This window comes from Pseudooctadecabacter sp. (assembly GCF_020627745.1).
GTDB lineage: Bacteria > Pseudomonadota > Alphaproteobacteria > Rhodobacterales > Rhodobacteraceae > Octadecabacter.
In genome coordinates this window covers 1-17,733 of record NZ_JAHDGE010000003.1, presented here as the reverse complement: position 1 = coordinate 17,733, position 17,733 = coordinate 1, and the positions used below count along the sequence as shown (strand labels likewise).

Here is a 17,733-nt window from a genome sequence, read left to right as displayed (position 1 = left end):
GCGCCGCAAACGGGGCAGGAACCCGGATTGCACCGCGTGGCCCGTGGCGAAACGGCCTTCCAGATCGCGCGTCTTTACGATGTGCCTGTGGCGGCACTGGCGGAATGGAACGGGCTGGGGTCGGATCTTACGATCCGCGAAGGCCAGCAGCTGTTGATCCCCGTGGCCGGCGCAACCCCGCCCAGCCGTCCTGCCACAGCGGCCCCCGGCCAAGGGTCCAACACACCGACCCCGCCCAGCGCAGTGGCCCCGCTGCCCAGCGTCGATGCCACTCCGCAAGCGCCCGCCGTCGAAGCCCCCGTGCCCGCGCCGGACATCGGCCGGCCATCCACGCCTGCGACCAGCGCGCCTTTCATCTACCCCGTGCAAGGCGACATCATCCGCGCCTATAATCCTGGCCGCAACGAAGGCATTGATATCGGCGTGCCTGCAGGCACATCCGTCAAAGCCGCGGCCGCAGGCACGGTGGCCGCGATCACGCAAAACACCAACGGCGCGCAGATCGTTGTGGTGCGCCACACAGGCAATATCCTGACGGTCTATGTGAACGTGGATGACCTGAGCGTGGCCAAAGACGACAGCGTCACCCAAGGCCAGTCCATCGCCAAGGTCGCTGCAGGCAGCCCCAGCTTTTTGCATTTTGAAGTCCGTGATGGTCTGGAAAGCGTCGACCCTGCCGATTATCTGCCCTAGCAAGATCAGAAATGGCTCTTACGCACTTCTGAACCGGTCTAAGAAAATTAGCTAATTTTTTTAGACCGATAAAGTCAGATGATATTTGCCTAAACCGCCACGCCGCGCCGACCGGCCAGATCGATGAAATACTGCCAGGCCACGCGCCCCGACCGGGATCCGCGTGTGGCCTGCCATTCAATGGCCTCCGCCCGCAAATCCTCATCTGAAATCGCAATCCCGTAGGCGTCGCAATACCCCCGGATCATCTCAAGGTATTCGTCTTGGGTGCAGGGATGGAACCCCAGCCAAAGCCCGAACCGGTCCGACAGGGACACCTTTTCTTCGACCGCTTCGGACGGATTAATGCCCGATTGCTTTTCGTTTTCGATCATATCTCGGGGCATCAGGTGACGACGGTTTGACGTGGCATAAAGAACCACATTCTCGGGCCGTCCCTCGATCCCGCCGTCCAGAACCGCCTTCAACGATTTATAATGCGCATCGTCATGACCAAAGCTCAGGTCATCACAGAACAGGATAAACCGCTCCGCACGGCCTCGCAGCAACGCCAGACAACGGCCAATACTGGGCAGGTCCTCGCGTTGGACCTCGACGATTTTCAGGCCGTCATGCGATGCATGAACATCGCCGTGGATCGCTTTGACAAGGCTCGATTTTCCCATCCCGCGGGCACCCCACAACAAGGCGTTGTTGGCGGGCAGCCCTTTGGCAAATTGCAGCGTATTGGCGTGCAGCGTGTCGCGGCTGCGGTTGATGCCCACCAGCAAAGACAGGTCTACACGGTTGACGGTGTCCACAGGGTCCAGCCGGTCTGGATCCGCGTGCCAGACGTAGGCAGAGGCGCTGAAATCGGGGGCGGTGGCGGGGGGCGGCGCCAGTCGTTCCAGCGCCGCCGCGATCCGGGCTAAGGCCTCATCGCTCACTTGGTGGCCCCGTCATCCTCAGCGTCATCCGCAGCCGCTTCGAAGTCTTCGGCCTCTTCATCATCCTCGAACCACAGCCCTTCGGCCCGCAGTTTGGCCTCACGTTGCCGTTCCACCCGCTTGACCAGCTGGATCGACACCTCGTACAGGCCGTAAACCACCACAAAAAGGATGATCTGCGTGATCACGTCCGGCGGCGTCACCAGGGCCGCCAGCACCAGAATGCCCACGACCGCATATTTGCGCACGTTGCGCAGACCTTCGGCGCTGACCAGACCGGCCTTGCCCATCAGGGTCAACAACACCGGCAGCTGGAAACACATGCCGAAGGCCACGATAAATTTCACCGTCAGGTTCAGATATTCCTGCGCAGAGCCCTGGAACACCACCGACAGGGGGGCCGCATTCATGCCGCTGTCGACAACCTCACCCTCACCGCCAAACTGCTGGAACCCAAGGAAGAAATCATAGGCCAGCGGGGTGACGACGTAGAACGCAAAGGACGCGCCCAGCAAGAACATGAAGGGCGAGGCCACCAGAAACGGCAAAAACGCACCCTTTTCATTGCGATACAGCCCCGGCGCCACAAACCGCCACATCTGGTTGGCGATAAACGGGAACGACAGGATGAACCCGCCCAGCAGCGACACCTTGATCGCCACGAAAAACCCCTCTTGGGGGGAGATAAAGATCAGATCGCAGTCCTGCCCCCGGTCCGCCAGAACCGAACACAAAGGGGCCGTCAGGAAATTGAAAATCGGCGTTGCGACCGTGAAACAGATGATCATCCCGATCAGGAAATAAACCACGCAGCGGATCAGCCGCGTGCGCAATTCCGCCAGATGTTCGATCAACGGGGCGGCGCTGTCCTCGATGTCGTCGGGGGTGTCGGTCTGGCTCATGTCGCGTCCTTCGCAGCGGCCTCGGCCGCCTCAGCCTGCGCCTTTTCGGCGGCCATGCGTGTCTCGGCCTTCTCGGCCATCGCCTTGTTGATCTTTTCGGCTGTGGCCTTGCGCTCTTCGGTCATTTCCGCGCGCAGCTTGTCGGTCGCCGTGGCGGGCTTTGCGGCCTCACCGGACGTGTCCATCTTGGTGGCTTCGCGGATCTTGTCGACGCCAAACTTCTGCGGGTTCGCCGCCGCCTTGATCGTCTTGTTGATCTCGTTCACCCCGGCCTCATCGGCAGCGGCGTTCATGGCGCTGGAAAATTCCCGCGCCATCCCCTTTGCCTTGCCCATGAACCGCCCCACGGACCGGAACAGCCCTGGCAAATCCTTGGGCCCCACGACGATCAGGGCCACAACCCCGATCACCAGCATTTCCATAAAACCAAGATCAAACATGGCGCACCCTTCCGGCGGTCAGATTACGACCGGGTCTTGTCGGCCATTTCCGGATCGGCGGTGCTGCGGGCAATATCGCCATGCTCTGGCGGGGTCACGTCGCGCACATCGGTCATGTTGTCCTCGTTCATGCCGTCCTCAAGCTCTTTCTTGCCATCGTCGACGCCCTTCTTGAACGCCGTGATGCCTTTGCCCACCTCGCCCATCAAAGACGAGATTTTGCCGCGGCCAAACAGGACCAGAACCACGACGGCGATCAGAAGAAGGCCGGGAAGGCCGATATTGTTGAGCATGTTCTCTCTCCGAAACCAAAGGCGGGCATGTTGCACCCGCAAAATCATTGCGAAGGCCAGTTGTAAGCAAAATTCTCCCCGTGAAAAGCATAAAGCGCCCGATCACGGCCAATTTTACAAGGGTTTCCTCATATTCGTGTCATAAAATTGACAACTGACAAGTTTTTGACAATTCTGCACCCGCAAAGGAGGCCCAATGCGCCGTGCCGACAGACTAATGACCCTGATTCGCCATTTGCGCGGCGGCGATCTGCACCGCGCCGCCGATCTGGCGCGGGCCACGGGCGTGTCGCTGCGCACGGTCTACCGCGATATGGAAACTCTCGCCGCCTCCGGTGTGCCCATCGAGGGGGAGCGCGGGACAGGCTACCGCGTGACGGCGGCGATCACCCTGCCCCCTCTGAACCTCAGTATGGCCGAACTAGAGGCGCTGCATGTCGGGCTGGCCGCCATGCGTCAGGCGCAGGATCCCGATCTGGCCGCAGCGGCCACATCACTGGCCACCAAACTTGACGGCGTCCTGCCCGAAGGCGACACCCCGCGCGCTCTGGCGGTCTATCCTTTTGCCGACGCGGCACGCGGCTTTCAACATCTGCCAAAAATGCGCAGCGCCATCCGCGCGCGCCAGAAACTCAGCCTGACAATGGACCGCGACCGCACCGTGCGGCCCCTGCAACTTGAATACTGGGGACGGCTGTGGACCTGCATTGTCTGGTGCGACACCACCCGCAAATTCGACGACCTGCGGATCGACCAGATCACCGCCTGCCGCGTGCTGCCCAGCCTTTTCGTGGACGAGGTCGGCAAACGTCTGTCAGATTACCGACGTCTCAGGGCGCGGGAAGATGAAGCATTTGTCGCGCCGGATCATCAGCCATAGGACCATGCCCGGTTTGGGCAAGAACACCGACGGCACCAGCGCCGACATCTGGCTGCCATCATCAAGCGTAAATTCCACAAGGCTTTCGACGCCCATGAACCGCGCGCGTTTGACAGTGCCCCGCGCGGGCGTGCCGTCTGCAATCGTGGGGTTGGGGCCCTTGCCCTGCCGGTCGAAATCAATCTTGAGGTGTTGGGGCCGGATCACAATGTCCACCTTCGTCCCGTCCGCCACGCCGGGCACCAGAAACTGGCCAAAGGCCGTTTGCGCCAGCGCCCCCTGCACCGTCGCCGGAACCACGTTCACATCGCTGAAAAACGCCGCCGCATCCTTGTCGACCGGAGTGTTGTAGATGTTGTAGGGCGCGCCTGTCTGGATAATCCGCCCCCCGCGCATCAAGGCGATTTCATCGGCCATGCGCATCGCCTCCTCCGGCTCGTGGGTGACAAGCAGAACGGCTGTGCCTTCGGCCTTCAGGACATCCAAAGTCTCGTCGCGGATGTCATCGCGCAGACGGTCGTCAAGGCCGCTGAACGGCTCGTCCATCAACATGATACGCGGACGCGGTGCCAGTGCACGGGCCAGCGCCACGCGCTGTTGTTCGCCGCCCGACAATTCGTGGGGATAGCGGTCGATATGGGCGGACATGCCGACCTTGGCCAACAACTCCTCCACCCGTGCGCGGGTCTTGGACGCGCGGCCCTTCAACCCGTAGGCCACATTGCCGGCCACGGTCAGGTGGGGAAACAGGGCAAAGTCCTGAAACATCAGCCCGATGCCCCGCGCCTCCGGCGGGGTATGCTGGCTGGCGTCGCAAACCAGCGCCCCGTCGGACCAGATTTCGCCGGCATCCTGCGTTTCAATTCCCGCGATCATCCGCAGCGTGGTGGATTTGCCGCAGCCCGATGGCCCCAGCAGACACGTCACCTGTCCCGGCATGATCGTCAACGATACGTCATCCACCACCTTGCGGCCTGCAAAACTGCGGGCGAGGTTGCGGATTTCTAATCGCGGAAAGTCCGGCGCGGGGATGTCCACAGAAATAAACCTTACGGAAATAATCGGATACTATCGCCAGATAACAATGCCGTCCCACCGTGGCAAGGGGACGGGACTTTTCGCGAAAGCCCCCTCTCAAGGTCACACCCCAACCTCACCCTGACCTCGCCCCGATCCGGTCAGATCGTGGCGTTCAACGCGCCTCCGTCCAGCAGCAGGTTTTGCCCCACGATAAAGCCCGCCTTGTCCGAACACAGGAAGGCACAGGCCGCGCCGAATTCTTCACGGGTGCCATAGCGTCCGGCGGGGATCGTGGCCTCGCGCTGCGCCTTGGCCTCCTCCATGGTGATGCCCTGAGCCTTCATCACGCCCTCATCCAGACTGACAGCGCGGTCCGTGGCGTGGATGCCCGGCAAAAGGTTGTTGATGGTCACACCGGACCCCGCCACCTGCCGCGATGTGCCCGCCACAAAACCGGTCAGACCCGTGCGTGCGGTGTTGCTCAGCCCCAGCACCGGAATGGGCGCCTTGACGGACGCCGAGGTGATGTTCACCACCCGGCCCCAGCCCTTGTCCATCATGGCAGGCACCAGCGCTTGGATCAGCGCGATGGGGGCCAGCATGTTGGCGTCAAAGGCCGCGATGAAATCGTCACGGTTCCAGTCTGTCCACATGCCGGGCGGCGGGCCACCGGCGTTATTGACCAATATATCAACGCCTTGCGCGGCCTTGATCACCTGCGCCTGAACGTCTCCGTCGGTGATGTCACCCGCGACGGTCACGACATCCACACCGTGAGCGTCGCGGATTTCGGCGGCCGTGGCCTCCAGCGCTTCGGCGCCGCGTGCGTTGAGGATCAGATCAACCCCTTCGGCGGCCAAGGCCTCCGCACAGCCGCGCCCCAATCCCTTTGACGATGCGCACACCAATGCGCGCTTGCCTTTCAGGCCCATATCCATGATGTCTCTCCTCCGATATCGCTGCCCTCGCAAAACCTGTGCAGGGGCCATATTTCGCCACGTTTCTACGGTAGCCGTCTTGCCAATGACCACCCCTGTTCCAAGTATCTAGTCCAGATGTCCCAAAGCGCCCGCACCACCATCGCCGTTTTCGCCTCCGACGCATTCCGCGTGGTCGATGGCGTTGCCGAAGGCGATGCCGTGTCGTTCATGGACGAACTGGTGCTTGACGACATCTACCACCTTGCCGCCGACACCCCGCGGGATGCCCTGACCTATGAAATCGCGCAGGACGGCGGCTTTGTCATCTCTGACGGCAGCGCCACAGGCACCCCTGGCAACCTTCTGTTTCTCGATTGCGCGATCACCCTCATGGCCCCCGACGGCGCCACCTATGAGGCCCTGATCCTGGTGGAGGTTGAGGGCGAGGACGCCGCTGAGGTCTACCTGATGCCGCTGGCCGCCCTGAACCCCGAAACCGATTATCGCCTTGTCGGCAGCGACCGCGACACGGCGCAGATGAAATTCGGGGATGTGGCCTGCGTGCGTTTTGCCCGCGGCACCCACATCACACTGGCCTCGGGTGCTCAGGTCCCGATTGAGGACCTGCAGATCGGCGACCGCGTGCTGACCCGCGACGCAGGCCCGCAGGCCATCCGCTGGATCGGGGAAACCACCCTGCGCGCCGTGGGCGATTACGCCCCTGTGGTCATCCGCGAAGGGGCTCTCTTTAACACCCGCGATCTGGTCCTGTCGCCCGATCACCGTCTGTTCATCTACCAGCGTGAGGATCACCTTGGCGCAGGTCGGTCCGAAGTCCTCGTAAAAGTCCGCCACCTGATCAACGGCGATACCGTCGTCCAGCAGGACGGCGGCTTCGTCGACTATTACCAGATCCTCTTTGACGACCACCAGATCATCTATGCCGAAGGCATCGCCGCCGAAACCCTGCTGGTCGACAGCCGCACCCGTGCCGCCCTGCCCGATGACGTGGCCCTTGATGCCCACGCATTGGCCGCACACAACGATTTCGAAGTCCCCGAAAGCCTCGCCACACGGCCAGATATCGTGCAGCTGTTAAAGAAAGCATCCTCCAGCTAGGCCTTGGTAGACCTGTAAGACATTCAACCAAAATGCCTTGCGGTGCACTGCGGACCTGTGTGATCGTCCAAAGGTTGCACCAAAGGATCTTTACGCTCATGCCCCTGCCCCGCTCTCTTCTCACCCTCTCTGTGATGGCCGCTGTTCTGACCGCGTGCGGATCATCAAGCGAACCGACCTTTGACGAACGTCGTGACGGGTTCTTCGTGCAGCGGGACAATTTTCTTGACACGACGCAACCGGTTCAAAACTTTTCGGACCTGCCCACATCGGGGACCGCCACCTTCAACGGCGCGGTCGGCGTGACATTGACGGACGTCGACCGCACGTCAATCATCGGTGACCTTGCGCTTGAGGTTGCCTATAGCGATCCCAGCGGAACGGTTTCAGGCAGAGCCGACAATTTTACCACCGATTTTGGTGAAGACTTTTCCGGCGGGCTGGACATCACCAACGGAGAATTGGGCGATTCCGGCATCGCAACTGGCGTCGGGTTCAATGGTGACCTGACGGGGACGCTGGTTGGCCCCCAAACCGGGACGGTGGTCGTCGATGCGGACATGTCCGGCACCTTTGGCACGCCTCTCACCGGTGGGGGGGATGTGGTCGGCGCTGTTGGTCTCGTGACCGGGTCCGTGGATATTGGCGGCAATACCGTGGAAATCGGCGATGGTGCTTTCATCGTAACCGAATAGACCGCGCCGCGATTGCCCTTGCATGTCATGACCGGTATAGCGCGGCCATGACAAATCGCCCTGACCTTCCCGCCGAAATTGCCCGCCGCCGCACCTTTGCGATCATCTCGCACCCTGATGCGGGCAAGACGACGCTGACAGAGAAATTCCTGCTGTTTGGCGGGGCCATTCAGATGGCCGGACAGGTGCGCGCCAAGGGTGAGGCGCGGCGCACGCGGTCGGACTTCATGCAAATGGAAAAGGACCGCGGCATCTCCGTCTCCGCTTCCGCCATGTCGTTCGATTTCGCCTCTGCCAAAGGGTCGCTGCGCTACAACCTCGTGGACACCCCCGGCCACTCCGACTTCTCCGAGGACACCTACCGCACGCTGACAGCGGTGGACGCTGCCGTGATGGTCATCGACGGGGCCAAGGGTGTGGAAAGCCAAACGCAAAAACTGTTTGAGGTCTGCCGCCTGCGCGATCTGCCAATCCTGACCTTTTGTAACAAGATGGACCGCGAAAGCCGCGACACTTTTGAGATTATTGACGAAATTCAGGAAAACCTCGCCATTGACGTGACGCCCGCCAGCTGGCCCATCGGCGTGGGCCGCGATTTTATCGGCTGTTATGACATTCTGCGCGACCGCCTTGATATTATGGACCGCGCGGACCGTAACACCGTGGCGGAATCCATCCAGATCAACGGCCTTGATGACCCCGCATGGGAAACGCACGTGCCCGCCCCCCTGTTGGAACAATTCCGCGAGGAGATTGAGATGGCGAAGGAACTCCTGCCCACGCTTGATCCCAAGGCCGTACTTGAGGGCACCATGACGCCCATCTGGTTCGGCTCCGCGATCAATTCCTTTGGCGTGCGCGAATTGATGGAAGGTATCGGTGCCTTTGGCCCCGAACCCCAGCCCCAATCGGCCGAACCGCGCCAGATCATGCCCGAAGAAAGCAAAGTCGCGGGCTTCGTGTTTAAGGTGCAGGCCAACATGGACCCCAAGCACCGCGACCGCGTGGCCTTCGTGCGTATGGCGTCGGGCCACTTCACCCGTGGGCAAAAGCTGACCCACGTGCGCACCAAGAAACCCATGGCGATTTCGAACCCTGTGCTGTTCCTCGCCTCGGATCGTGAACTGGCGGAGGAGGCTTGGGCCGGTGACATCATCGGCATCCCCAACCACGGCCAGTTGCGCATCGGCGACACGCTGACCGAAGGCGAGGCGTTGCAGGTCAAAGGCATCCCGTCGTTTGCGCCGGAACTGCTGCAGGGCGTGCGCGCGGGCGATCCGTTGAAGGCCAAGCACCTTGAAAAGGCGCTGATGCAATTTGCCGAAGAAGGGGCCGCCAAAGTGTTCAAACCAACCTTCGGGTCGGGCTTTATCGTGGGCGTCGTGGGCCAACTGCAATTCGAAGTCCTCGCCAGCCGGATCGAGATGGAATACGGCTTGCCCGTGCGGTTCGAACAATCGCAATTCACCTCCGCGCGTTGGGTGTCAGGCAGCAAAGAAGCGGTCGAGACATTCGTGGCCGCCAACAAACAGCACATCGGGCAAGACAGCGACGGCGATGTCGTTTACCTCACCCGCCTGCAATGGGACATCGACCGCGTCGTACGCGACTACCCCGATATCCAGTTGACCGCGACCAAGGAAATGATGGCCAGCTGAGTCCAATCCGCAACAATTCGCCGACCCAGAAAGATTTTATTGGATGACGCGTTTCGGTGCGGCTAAAGTCTCTTCTGACGACAAACGGAGACCCCGATGACCAGAACCAGTGTTTCGATTGCCGCCCTCTCTGCCCCGCTGGCTACATTTGCCGGTGCTGTTTGGGCCGATGATGCCAACTGGGCGCTGCTGGACCAGATCGAGGTTGAGGAAATCATCACCGACACCTCTTACGAGGTCCGTAAAGTCTTCCCGTCCGCCATCGAAAACGGGGTCGAGCAATTCGACATCTCCGGCTATGTGGTTCCCCTGTATTCCGAGACGGACATCAAGGAATTCATCCTGATTTCCGACATGGGGTTCTGCCCCTTCTGCGGTGATCCCGAACATGGAACGTCCTTGCAGGTGACCATGGCCGATCCGCTGCCCGGCTACGTCGAAGGCGAACGCATTACCCTGCGCGGCGCACTGCAAACCGTGACTGACAGCGAAACATGGCAGACGACCGTTCTGACGAACGCCCGCGCGCTGTAGCGCCCTTCTGACCGATCATCATGACTGAGGCGCCATAGGATCCCAAGCCTGTGGCGTCTTTGCGTCGTGGGGACACGTTGTCCTTTGTTTCCTTGACCTTAGCCCCGCCCAACCGTAAGTGTGGCCCACCCAAGAGGGCAGGCAATTCGGCCCGCCCGGCCGCGTGACGATTTGCGGCCGTAGCGCTGCAAACTCCACGTAAGGGATAAAATTGATTAAATTCAGCGATTTGAACCTCGACAAGAAGGTCCTCAAGGCCGTCGAAGAAACCGGCTACGAAACGCCGACCCCCATTCAGGCGGGCGCGATTCCCCCCGCCCTCGAAGGCCGCGACGTGTTGGGCATCGCCCAGACCGGCACCGGCAAAACCGCCAGCTTTACGCTGCCGATGATCAGCCTTCTGAAACGCGGACGCGCACGGGCGCGGATGCCCCGGTCTTTGGTGCTGGCGCCCACGCGCGAGCTGGCCGCACAGGTGGCCGAGAACTTCGACGCCTATGCCAAACACACCAAACTGACCAAGGCCCTGTTGATCGGCGGCGTGTCGTTCAAGGAACAGGATGCGCTGATCGACCGTGGCGTTGATGTGCTCATCGCCACACCGGGCCGCCTGCTGGACCATTTCGAACGGGGCAAACTGATCCTGTCCGACGTGAAAATCATGGTCGTGGATGAGGCCGACCGGATGCTCGATATGGGGTTCATTCCCGACATCGAACGCATCTTTGGCTTGACGCCCTTTACCCGTCAGACGCTGTTCTTCTCCGCCACCATGGCGCCCGAGATTGAGCGGATCACAAACACCTTCCTCAGCAACCCTGAGAAAATCGAAGTGGCCCGTGCCGCCACCACGTCCGAGAACATCAAACAAGGTGTGGTGATGTTCAAAGCCTCCCGCAAGGATCGTGAAGGGTCGGAAAAGCGCAAGCTTCTCAGGGACTTGATCGAAAGCGAAGGCGCGGAATGCCGCAACGGGATCATTTTCTGCAACCGTAAGGTCGATGTGGATATCGTGGCGAAATCCTTGAAGAAATATGGCCTTGATGCCGCGCCCATTCACGGTGATCTGGACCAATCGCACCGCATGCGCACGCTTGAAGGGTTCCGCGACGGATCGCTTCGGTTCCTAGTGGCCTCGGACGTGGCCGCACGAGGGCTCGACATTCCCAACGTGTCCCACGTGTTCAACTACGACGTGCCCAGCCACGCCGAAGACTACGTCCACCGCATTGGCCGGACGGGCCGCGCAGGCAAAAAGGGCACGGCGATCATGATCTGCGTGCCGCGGGACGAAAAGAACTTCGAAGACATCGAACGTCTGGTCGAGATGGAAGTGCCGCGCATCGACGTGCCCGGCGGCGCACCGGCGGCTGAGGCCCCCAAAGCCGACGAGGCCCCCCGCGAAGACAAGCCCAAGCGCACCCGCAGCCGTGGGGGCCGTGGCCGCAAATCGGATGAGCCAAAAGCTGATGCCGCACCGGCGCAAGACGCCCCTCAGGCCGAGGCGACGCCCGCCGAACAGCCAGCTGAGGCCCCGAAGGCCGATGCACCCAAACAGGACGCCCCGAAACAGGACGCGCCCAAGCACGACGAAGACAAATCCAAACGGTCCCGCGGGGGCCGTGGCCGAGGCCGCGACCATCACGATCGCGGACCAAAGGTCGTGGGTATGGGCGACGACGCGCCCAGCTTCATCCTGCAAAGTTTCGAAGAACGCATGGGGTAGCCACCCCGCTGATTTCAAACGAAAAAGGGCGCCGCAACGGGCGCCCTTCTTGCATCTGTAAGACCCTTTAGCTGAGCCGTGAAATCACGACCGTGACTTCGGCCTTCTTGCCGATTTCCGCCTGCGTTGTACGGCGCGTGATCTGACGCAGCTCTTTTTCGAGCTTGTCGTCATCGGTCAGCGTCTTGTCGTTTGCACGGCCAAGGAACTGGTTCAGGTCCTCCTCCAACACATCGACCAGCGGTGCGTTGTTGCGGCCAACCTCCGGAAGGCCCATGACCTCACACCAGGGTTCGCCCAACGGTTCGTCGTTTTCATCCATAATCAACGTCACCGTCACATGCCCGTTCAGCGCCATGCGAATGCGGTCGCGGATCACGCCGTCAAACTGGCCGACCTTCACGGTGCCATCCAGATAGGTGCGGCCCGTCTCGATATATTCGGCCACCTTGGGTTTGTTCCCGCTGAGGTCAATCATCATGCCGTTGACGGCCAGCACACCCTGCACGCCTGCAGCCTCCGCGATCTTGACGTGTTCACGCAGATGGCGGTGTTCGCCATGCATAGGGATCAGGGTCTGCGGTTTGATCAGGTCGCGCATGACCTCAAGATCGGGGCGGTTGGCGTGGCCGGACACGTGGTACAAACCGCCACTGTCATCCACCACATCCACGCCCAATTCAGACAGCTGGTTCATGATGCGGATCACGCCGCGTTCGTTGCCCGGAATGGTTTTGGACGAGAAAAGGAAGGTGTCCCCTTCCTTCATCGTGATCCCCATATATTTGCCATTGGCCAGTTGCGCCGAGGCTGCACGGCGTTCGCCTTGGCTTCCCGTCACCAGCAACAGCACGTTTTCGCGCGGGATGTTGCCCACGTCTTCGGGGGAAATCGTTGCGGGGAAGTCGTCGAGGATGCCCACTTCACTGGCCGCCTCGACCATGCGGCGCATGGACCGGCCCAAAAGGCAGACTGATCGCCCTGCCCGATCGGCGGCCTGTGCAATCGTGCGCACGCGGGCAATGTTGGACGCAAAAGTGGTGGCCGCGACCATGCCTTTGGCGGTGCCAAGAAACTTCTCAATCTCGGGGCCCACGGTGCTTTCGCTGCGCCCTTCATTGGTGGAGAAAACATTGGTGGAATCGCAGACCAACGCTTTGACGCCGTCCTTGCCCAGTGACTTCCACAGTTCATGATCGAACGGTTCACCCACACCGGGGTTGGTGTCGATCTTGAAATCACCGGTGTGCACGATCCGCCCGCCCTTGCTGTCGATCACCAGACCGCTGCTTTCAGGGATCGAATGGCTGATCGGCACGAAGCCCACGGTAAACGGCCCCGCCTTCACCGTCTCAGGCCAAGGCTGCACGGTTGTGACCGTCGCCTCCGAAAATCCGTGTTCAGACATCTTGCGCCGCGCGATATTGGCGGTAAACGCGCGGGCATAAATCGGCGCGCCCAGACGTTCAAACAGGTGCCCCACGGCGCCCACGTGGTCTTCATGGGCGTGGGTGATGAAGATGCCGTCAATCTGGTTGCGGCGTTCTTCAAGCCAGCTCACATCGGGCAGGATCAGATCCACGCCAGGCGTGCCGTCCATGTCGGGGAAGGTCACGCCAAGATCGACCACGATCAGGCGCTCTGCGTCTTCGGGGCCGTAGCCGTAGACGTAACAATTCATACCGATCTCACCCGCTCCGCCGAGGGGGAGATACATCAATCTGGATTTGCTCATTTAATTATTCGTTGTCCTTGTTGAAGGCGTGAATCACGGTCAGTCCGTGCATCGTCAAATCGTCTTCAATTACATCAAAGAGGGCGTAACCACTTGAAAACAATGGTGCCAGCCCTCCGGTTCCTACGACGGTCATGGGGCGGTCGTATTCGCCCTTAATCCGGTCACAGATGCCATTCACAAGGCCTACATAGCCCCAGAACACACCCGATTGCATGCAGGCGACGGTGTTCGTTCCAATCACCGCCTGCGGTTTCGTTACATCAACGTGGGGCAAGGCCGCCGCCGCCTGGTGCAGCGCCTCAAGTGACAGATTCACACCGGGCGCGATCACGCCCCCCACATAGGCCCCGTCATGGGCCACCACATCAAACGTTGTTGCGGTGCCGAAATCCACGACGATCAGGTCGCCGCCGTGACGGTCAAACGCACCTGCTGTGTTCACCAACCTGTCGGGACCGACTTGGGTTCCCTCATCCACGCGCGGCGTTTGTGGCAGCAGGCAATCGGGTTTGCCCACGACCAAAGGCCGCGTGTTGAAATAGCGGTCCGCCATGACGCGCAGGTTGAACACAACGCGCGGCACGGTGGAGGAAATGATGACGTCATCGACCTGCGCCTCGATCCCCTGATGGGTCAGCAGCGTCTTCCACCAGACGAAATACTGATCCGCCGTGCGTTGCCATTCGGTTGACGTGCGGAAGGTACAGACGAACTGGTCCCCGTCCCACAAGGCAAAAACCGTATTGGTGTTTCCGCAATCAATGCACAGCAGCATGGCCCTGCCCCCTAGAAATAAACGTCCGCCGCCGCGATCGTGCGCGGGCCTTTGGCGGTGGTGAGGATCAGATAGCCGTTTTCATCCACAGTTTCAAAGCGTCCCGTCACGTCCTCGTTCGGCAGGCGCGCGGTGATCGTTTCGCCCAGCTTGGCGGCGTGGGCCAGCCACGCGGTGCGAACGGGCCCAAAGCCATAGGTCGCAAGCTGTGCGTCCCAATGGGCGAAGGCCGGGGCCAAGTGACTGAGGAACATGTCCGACGTCACATCCACCCCGCTTTCGCCTTTGACGCTGACAGGCGGCACGGCGCGCGCTTCGACATCATCTGCGGTGGGGGCCGCCACCAGATTAACACCGATGCCAACGGCCACACCTTCGAAACGCCCATGGGGGGTAAGGCTTTCAAGCAGTATCCCCGCGATCTTGCCGGAATTGACCAACACATCATTAGGCCATTTCAGGGCCAGCTTCGGCCCCGCGCCCATGACGCCTTCAAGCGCGTCGCGCAGCGCCAGTGCCGCGACGAATGACCGCAAAGCCCCCTGTTCGGGGTCTGCGCAGGGGACGATCAACGTGCCGTAGAAATTGCCAACCGGTGCCACCCACGCCCTGCCCCGCCGGCCACGGCTGGCGGTCTGGCGGGTCGCAGTGATCCATGTGGGGGCCAATGTGTCTGCCGCCCGCAGGCGTGCGGCATCCAGCGTGCTGGTGACCTCATCGTGGTGGATATGGCCGACGTCCGCCGGCCAATCAGGCTTAGTTGACAAGGGCAAGGGATGCCGCTTCGGCCAGCGGTTCGATCCCGAACAGGTTCACAACGCCCAAAACCATGACCGCCGCAGAGGCCACGAGGAATCCCCAGAGGACGGGTGTGTCGCCCTTGTCCAACCGCGCCTCATCCTGATCTTCGCCGAAGTACATGAAGAACACGATGCGCAGGTAATAGAAGGCCCCGATCACCGACGCGATGACACCGGCCACAGCCAGCCAGCCCAGGCCCGCGCCATAGGCGGCCTGCAACACATACAGCTTACCAAAGAAGCCCAGCATCGGCGGCACACCGGCCAGTGAGAACAGAAGCACCAGCATCGCGACCGCCTTCAGCGGTTCACGCTTGGAATACATGTTCAGTGACTGGATATCCGTGACCGGCATCCCGTCTTTTTCCATGGACAGGATGAAGGCAAAGGTGCCGATGTTCATCGCCACGTAAATGCCCAGATAAACCAGCATCGCCTGCACGCCGAACGCCGTACCGGCGGCCAGACCCATCAGGGCAAACCCCATATGGGCGATAGAGGAATAGGCCATCAGACGTTTGATGTCGCGCTGCCCGATGGCGGCAATCGCGCCCAGGAACATGGAGACCACGGACAGGAAGGCCACAATCTGCTGCCAGTCGCTGATGGAATTACCGAAAGCGTCATGCACAACCCGCGCGAACAGCGCCATGGCCGCGATTTTGGGGGCCGTCGCGAAGAACGCAGTGACCGGCGTGGGGGAGCCTTCGTAAACATCCGGCGTCCACATGTGGAACGGTGCGGCGGACACTTTGAACGCGAAACCCGCACTCAGGAACACCAGACCGAACAGCAGGCCAAGGGACACACCGCCATCGGTGGCCTCGATAATGCCCGCAAAAGACGTCGTGCCCGCAAAGCCGTAGGTCAACGATGCACCGTAAAGAAGCAGACCCGAGGACAGCGCGCCCAGCACAAAGTATTTCAGACCCGCCTCGGTGGATTTCACGCTATCGCGGCGCAGGGAGGCTACGACGTAAAGCGCCAGCGATTGCAGTTCCAACCCCATATAAAGGGACATCAGATCACCGGCTGAGACCATCATCATCATACCGACCACGGCCAGCGCGATCAGCAGCGGGTATTCGAACCGCAGCAAGTCCCGCTTGGCCATGTAATCCTGGCTCATCAGCAACACGGCGGCGGCGGACAGAAGGATCGCGACCTTGGCAAAACGGCTAAAGGCATCGTCTTGGAACATGCCGGAGAACGCTTCGGTCGCGCCCTCACCGGTTGTGCCGATCCAGAACGCGACGGCGACAAACAGGCCGGATGTGATCCAGACCAGCAGCGGCGCTGCCTTGTCTTTCACCGTGTAGACCGCCGCCAGCAATGCGCCCATCGCATAAAGCGAAATGACGATTTCCGGCAGGATGGTGTTGAGATCTTGGGACAACATCGCAAGGGTTCCTTAGTTCTGGGCCAGCATGGAGGACGCCTCGAAGGCGGCCTGCGCGGTTTCGACCTGGCCGACCAGAGCGGCGACCGATGGCCCGATGATATCGGTGACAAGGGCGGGATAGACGCCCAGCAAAAGGGTCATGACCACCAGCGGCGCAAAGATCGCCTTTTCGCGGCGGGTCATGTCGGTGATGGATTTCAGGCTTTCCTTGATCAGGTCGCCCATGACCACGCGGCGGTAGAGCCACAGCGCATAAGCGGCTGAGAAGATCACGCCGGTCGTAGCCACAGCCGCGACCCATGTGTTGACCTGGAAGACCGCCATCAGCGTCAGGAATTCGCCCACAAAACCAGAGGTGCCCGGCAGACCCACGTTGGCCATGGTGAAGAACATGAAGATTAGCGCATAGGCTGGCATCCGGTTCACAAGACCGCCGTAAGCGTCGATCTCACGGGTGTGCATCCGGTCATAGATCACGCCCACACACAGGAACAACGCACCAGAGATGAAGCCGTGGCTGAGCATCTGGAAAATCGCGCCGTCCAGCCCCTGTTGGTTCATCGCAAAGATGCCCATGGTCACAAAGCCCATGTGGGCGACGGAAGAATAGGCGATCAATTTCTTCATGTCCTGCTGCACCAAGGCCACCAGAGACGTGTAGACGATCGCGATGGCCGACAGCCACAACACCAGCGGGGCCATAACCTCGGACCCGATGGGGAACATCGGCAGGGAGAACCGCAAGAAGCCGTAGCCGCCCATCTTCAACAGGATCGCGGCCAGAACCACGGACCCCGCCGTGGGCGCCTGCACGTGGGCATCGGGCAACCAAGTGTGCACCGGCCACATGGGCATTTTCACCGCAAAAGAGGCAAAGAACGCCAGCCACAACAGCGTCTGCATGCCGCCCACGATCTGAATACCGAGGATCGAGAACGTCTCCGTCCCGAAGGCAAAGCCCATGAGCGTCGGAATATCCGTGGTGCCCGCCTGCGCATACATCGCAACCATGGCGACCAGCATCAGAACCGACCCGAGGAAGGTATAAAGGAAGAACTTGAACGACGCGTAAATCCGTTCCTTGCCGCCCCAGATGCCGATGATCAGGAACATCGGGATCAAACCGGCCTCAAAGAACAGATAGAACAGCACCAGATCAAGGGCGAGGAACACGCCCAACATCAGCGTTTCCAGCAGCAAGAAGGCGATCAT

General features: G+C 60.9%; 18 protein-coding genes. 7 read left to right on the top strand and 11 right to left on the bottom strand.

What is annotated here, in order from left to right; translation table 11 throughout:
• Window positions 1–693, top strand: a 693-nt coding sequence (locus QZ653_RS01935) for a peptidoglycan DD-metalloendopeptidase family protein (RefSeq protein WP_296417285.1), incomplete at its 5' end; no start/stop codon positions are given.
• A gap of 89 nt (window positions 694–782) precedes the next feature.
• Here the strand turns inward: QZ653_RS01935 and QZ653_RS01930 are convergent.
• The 4 genes from QZ653_RS01930 to QZ653_RS01915 are packed head-to-tail and all read right to left on the bottom strand — an operon-like array spanning window position 783 to window position 3,254.
• On the bottom strand, window positions 783–1,619 hold the full coding sequence (locus QZ653_RS01930) for an ATP-binding protein (RefSeq protein WP_296417284.1): 837 nt from the start codon (window positions 1,617–1,619) through the stop codon (window positions 783–785).
• Window positions 1,616–2,521, bottom strand: coding sequence for a twin-arginine translocase subunit TatC (gene tatC / locus QZ653_RS01925; RefSeq protein WP_296417283.1), 906 nt, complete (start codon window positions 2,519–2,521; stop codon window positions 1,616–1,618). Before tatC ends, QZ653_RS01930 begins: the two co-directional genes overlap by 4 nt.
• Window positions 2,518–2,961: a Sec-independent protein translocase protein TatB gene (tatB, locus tag QZ653_RS01920; RefSeq protein WP_296417282.1), complete on the bottom strand. Its 444-nt coding sequence runs from the start codon at window positions 2,959–2,961 to the stop codon at window positions 2,518–2,520. Before tatB ends, tatC begins: the two co-directional genes overlap by 4 nt.
• A gap of 23 nt (window positions 2,962–2,984) precedes the next feature.
• Window positions 2,985–3,254 (bottom strand): twin-arginine translocase TatA/TatE family subunit, encoded by a 270-nt coding sequence (locus QZ653_RS01915; RefSeq protein WP_296417281.1) that lies wholly within the window; start codon window positions 3,252–3,254, stop codon window positions 2,985–2,987.
• Between the two features lie 196 nt (window positions 3,255–3,450).
• Here QZ653_RS01915 and QZ653_RS01910 point away from each other — a divergent pair, with 196 nt between their 5' ends.
• The gene (locus tag QZ653_RS01910) at window positions 3,451–4,134 is read left to right on the top strand and encodes a helix-turn-helix transcriptional regulator (RefSeq protein ID WP_296417280.1); all 684 of its coding nucleotides are present in this window, start codon (window positions 3,451–3,453) and stop codon (window positions 4,132–4,134) included.
• Here QZ653_RS01910 and QZ653_RS01905 read toward each other — a convergent pair.
• Both QZ653_RS01905 and QZ653_RS01900 read right to left on the bottom strand, forming a co-directional pair.
• Window positions 4,069–5,172: an ABC transporter ATP-binding protein gene (locus QZ653_RS01905; protein ID WP_296417279.1), complete on the bottom strand. Its 1,104-nt coding sequence runs from the start codon at window positions 5,170–5,172 to the stop codon at window positions 4,069–4,071. The genes QZ653_RS01910 and QZ653_RS01905 overlap by 66 nt on opposite strands.
• A 140-nt stretch (window positions 5,173–5,312) precedes the next feature.
• A complete protein-coding gene (locus QZ653_RS01900; protein WP_296417278.1) occupies window positions 5,313–6,092 on the bottom strand; it encodes an SDR family oxidoreductase in 780 nt (259 codons plus the stop codon).
• Window positions 6,093–6,209: 117 nt separating this feature from the next.
• Between QZ653_RS01900 and QZ653_RS01895 the strand changes: the two genes are divergently transcribed.
• The 5 genes from QZ653_RS01895 (at window position 6,210) to QZ653_RS01875 (ending at window position 11,806) form a co-directional block, all read left to right on the top strand.
• Entirely contained in the window at window positions 6,210–7,193 is a 984-nt protein-coding gene (locus QZ653_RS01895) for a Hint domain-containing protein (RefSeq protein WP_296417277.1), read from the top strand.
• A gap of 98 nt (window positions 7,194–7,291) precedes the next feature.
• Entirely contained in the window at window positions 7,292–7,888 is a 597-nt protein-coding gene (locus tag QZ653_RS01890; protein ID WP_296417276.1) for a hypothetical protein, read from the top strand.
• Between the two features lie 47 nt (window positions 7,889–7,935).
• On the top strand, window positions 7,936–9,546 hold the full coding sequence (locus tag QZ653_RS01885) for a peptide chain release factor 3 (RefSeq protein WP_296417275.1): 1,611 nt from the start codon (window positions 7,936–7,938) through the stop codon (window positions 9,544–9,546).
• 96 nt (window positions 9,547–9,642) lie between these two features.
• On the top strand, window positions 9,643–10,080 hold the full coding sequence (locus tag QZ653_RS01880) for a hypothetical protein (RefSeq protein ID WP_296417274.1): 438 nt from the start codon (window positions 9,643–9,645) through the stop codon (window positions 10,078–10,080).
• A gap of 211 nt (window positions 10,081–10,291) precedes the next feature.
• Complete coding sequence (locus tag QZ653_RS01875; protein WP_296417273.1) at window positions 10,292–11,806, top strand: DEAD/DEAH box helicase; 1,515 nt, start codon at window positions 10,292–10,294, stop codon at window positions 11,804–11,806.
• A gap of 67 nt (window positions 11,807–11,873) precedes the next feature.
• On the opposite strand, the gene QZ653_RS01870 is transcribed toward QZ653_RS01875, so the two are convergent.
• From QZ653_RS01870 to QZ653_RS01850, 5 genes are all read right to left on the bottom strand, one after another.
• Window positions 11,874–13,541 carry a ribonuclease J gene (locus QZ653_RS01870; RefSeq protein ID WP_296417272.1) on the bottom strand — a complete coding sequence of 556 codons (1,668 nt, stop codon included), beginning with the start codon at window positions 13,539–13,541 and terminating at the stop codon, window positions 11,874–11,876.
• A 4-nt stretch (window positions 13,542–13,545) separates the two neighbouring features.
• Window positions 13,546–14,319: a type III pantothenate kinase gene (locus tag QZ653_RS01865; protein ID WP_296417271.1), complete on the bottom strand. Its 774-nt coding sequence runs from the start codon at window positions 14,317–14,319 to the stop codon at window positions 13,546–13,548.
• Between the two features lie 11 nt (window positions 14,320–14,330).
• Complete coding sequence (locus QZ653_RS01860) at window positions 14,331–15,086, bottom strand: biotin--[acetyl-CoA-carboxylase] ligase (protein WP_296417270.1); 756 nt, start codon at window positions 15,084–15,086, stop codon at window positions 14,331–14,333.
• Entirely contained in the window at window positions 15,076–16,518 is a 1,443-nt protein-coding gene (nuoN, locus tag QZ653_RS01855) for an NADH-quinone oxidoreductase subunit NuoN (RefSeq protein ID WP_296417269.1), read from the bottom strand. The genes QZ653_RS01860 and nuoN overlap by 11 nt, the downstream gene beginning before the upstream one ends.
• Window positions 16,519–16,530: 12 nt before the next feature.
• Window positions 16,531–17,733 (bottom strand): NADH-quinone oxidoreductase subunit M (locus tag QZ653_RS01850; RefSeq protein WP_296417268.1); only part of this gene is annotated, 1,203 nt, incomplete at its 5' end.